This is a genomic window from Paenisporosarcina sp. TG20, from assembly GCF_000286315.1.
Lineage (GTDB): Bacteria > Bacillota > Bacilli > Bacillales_A > Planococcaceae > Paenisporosarcina.
In genome coordinates this window covers 1-3,044 of record NZ_ALJG01000105.1, presented here as the reverse complement: position 1 = coordinate 3,044, position 3,044 = coordinate 1, and the positions used below count along the sequence as shown (strand labels likewise).

Sequence of the window (3,044 nt, the reverse complement as noted above, 5' to 3'; positions counted from 1 at the left end):
GTGATAACAATATAGTTCTAAAAATAAAATTAAAAAATCGTCTTAATTTTTTAAATGTAATTACTCACACATAAATTATATCGAATTACTAAACAAGACTGTATCACTGAACAAAATTTCACTTTCTCTGGAAATTCTAGATGAATCGTGTGTTTTTTAATAGAAAATCACGCCTTCATGTTAATCGGTTTAAAGAGAGTATCCAAATTTCATTTTAAAATGTAAGTCTCATATACTTAAAAACACCATGAACACGGGTTCTTGACTCTTTATAGTTATATACTTTCTTATGTTGTAAGAAAAACCAGGCATAGTACACCCGGTCCTTTTAAGCAATTACTAATGATTTGAGCGGTAGAGAAAAAGAATGTTAGTGCCGTCCATATACTAGAAATGCCTTGAACATGGGGTTATTGTCCAGCTGCTAGCCATTTTGAAGGATATTTTCACTGAGTAAATTTTCAATACCTCGTAAGGAAATGACTTTTTTCCACAGAAAATTACTTTCGTCATCATCTTCGGGTGGAATGAACTTCTTCCACCGCCTTTATATTAAAAACCATTTATATATTATACAGATCATACTATATTTCAATAGCATGTATATGGAAAATAATATTAAAAAAAAAGTGGATATACCATGTTATATTAAACATAGTATCCACTTTTTATTTAGTAGGGTTAAAAAAATGTAGGTTTGGGGTTACTTTCATTTTACAAGAGTTATACACGTTGATTTAAAACACATAATAGATTGTAGCGTTTTTATATAATAAGAGGACTGCCATTAAAAGTTGTTTTCAATGACTTTTTGGACAGCCCCCCCCCTTCTCTACACTTATTTATTCTTTTTTACTAGTTTTCAACAGATGCATTTTGTCTCTTAATTGTTGTTTGTTCCATTCGATTGTTTCATCCGTGACGAATGCCAGTTTCTTGCGCTTTTGTGATTTCACTTGTCCATTGGTTGCTCTCGTATAACCCTCGATCATAAAGGCAATTGCCAAAATGACGAGTGCAAAACTAATCACTGGTCCGAGTGGGAGCCACGGTGCTCCTTGCAAGTAGTTGAACGTGTTCCCAAATAACCCGGCCCATTCATACGATATTGATCTTGGGGGATCTCCAAACATCGGGTCATAATCGACGTCGGTTCCCCCTAAAAACAATTGGAGTAAACCTAAATGGGCAAATACGATGAGTGACTCAACGACTTGTTGACCATATAAGACAAACATTTTTTCACGCATTTGCGGGAATAAATGACTAATAATAATACGCCTGCGGCTAGCACCAAGTGTTCGGGCAGCTAGTATATATTCTTCATTGTATAAAAGATTTGATTCATTTCCGATTAATGCAGCAATAATGGGAACTGTAATCAATGCCATTATGACAATTTGAATGACAATGCGCTCGGTGACGGTGGTAGAAAACCCTTCCATCGGCATCCATAATACGGGTGTTAATAATAATACGGCAAAAATAGTCATCGGTACATAATGAATGGGATCAATTAATCCATTAATCCATGAACGGTGGCGTTGCAAATACGTTCCAAGGGCAAACCCTATTGGGACTGCAATCAACATACGTAAGGCAGCCACAGCCATTGATGCAAGGATGGTGAACTTGGCACCAATCATTATTTTCGCGAACATATCATATCCAAATTGATCTGTACCGAGTGGATGTTCCCAATTTGGAGAAATGGGTGGCGCTTCAATTGCACGACCGTTTTCCTCAATAAAAAGTGTTTGCTTAGGCACATTACCAAAAACCCACTCAAACAAGAAGCTACCGACTAAAAAAAAGCTAATAATACTAAAGCCAATAAGAAAAAAAGGTTGTTTCCATAAGGACATCATATGATGGAACCTCCCTTATTTAACCGGCGCATAAAGTACCATTCACCCAGACTATATAGCAAGAAAACTGGTAAAAAGAAACTTAATACAGTAATTAGGAACAAAACACCGCTCAAGTTTTCGTACATATACAACATTACACCAGGAATATTAAACATTAATTCAAGAACAAAGAGGTTGGATAACATAAACCACATCGTTTTTTTCGATTGGAAAAATACACTAATGATTGCGTTACGGAAAATATGTATGAACAAAATAAACGACTTGGCAAATCCTAAAGACCTTGCAAGTTCTACGTACATTTGACGTTCTTCTGTTTCAAATGTAAGTATGCTTAAACGATATAGTTGAATCATCGGCAAAATCATTAAACACAACACAGGAAGCCAATAAATTCGTTCATCCCCGATAACTGCAATCATTGACACGAGGATACCTGTTTGTTGGTAAAAAATCACGACTAATAACTGAGCTAATAAAATGATTAATATATCAGGCATTGACTCTAAAAAATAGAATACTAGTTTTATTCGTGATCGTGCTTTTTCATTTAATACCATCGTAATAAATGTCCAAAGTAAAGCGAAGAATACGGCCGCTCCCAATGCTAAAAATAATAGTTGTAAAGAATAACTGATATTTTCAAAGAGTTGTGGAAACACCGGCACTTGACGGGGTTCTCTTCGTCCAACGTAATAATCGACTGTAATTTCATTGAATTTTAAAAGTGTTGTCACATGGAACTGAATTGTTTCTATGTACTCTCTCCATAATAATTCACCTCGTTGGAAGCCAGCTATAAGAAGTGGAGCGCCACTTATAAGCAAAATACTAAACAGAGCTACAACGAGTTGAAGCAGCCATTTGCTAAAACCTTTCATACAAAATCCTCCTACTTTGCTAAAATCAGATAGTTAGATAATACCATATACCATTTCGACTGACACTCCCACCGCTAAAGCAGTGGGGTTCTGTTTGAAAACGGTTTCTTTCAATCGGACACCACGCCACCTCGTAGGTTGCTGGAATAGGAATTAAACACTGACCATCACAAATAAGAACGTTCGCAGCGAAAGCAACCTCTGTTGCCACCAGGACTGCATCACAAACCTTTCGATCTCGGGTGTGTCAACCCGCAAAAACAAACATCTATTTTTCAGACAGCGAAAGCTG

2 protein-coding genes are annotated in these 3,044 nt (G+C 36.3%); both read right to left on the bottom strand.

Going from position 1 to position 3,044, the window contains the following annotated elements; all coding sequences use genetic code 11:
• Nucleotides 1–842: 842 nt before the first annotated feature.
• Nucleotides 843–1,868 carry an ABC transporter permease gene (locus B371_RS0100855; protein WP_019412456.1) on the bottom strand — a complete coding sequence of 342 codons (1,026 nt, stop codon included), beginning with the start codon at nt 1,866–1,868 and terminating at the stop codon, nt 843–845.
• A complete protein-coding gene (locus tag B371_RS0100850; protein WP_019412455.1) occupies nt 1,865–2,752 on the bottom strand; it encodes an ABC transporter permease subunit in 888 nt (295 codons plus the stop codon). Before B371_RS0100850 ends, B371_RS0100855 begins: the two co-directional genes overlap by 4 nt.
• Nucleotides 2,753–3,044 lie beyond the last annotated feature (292 nt).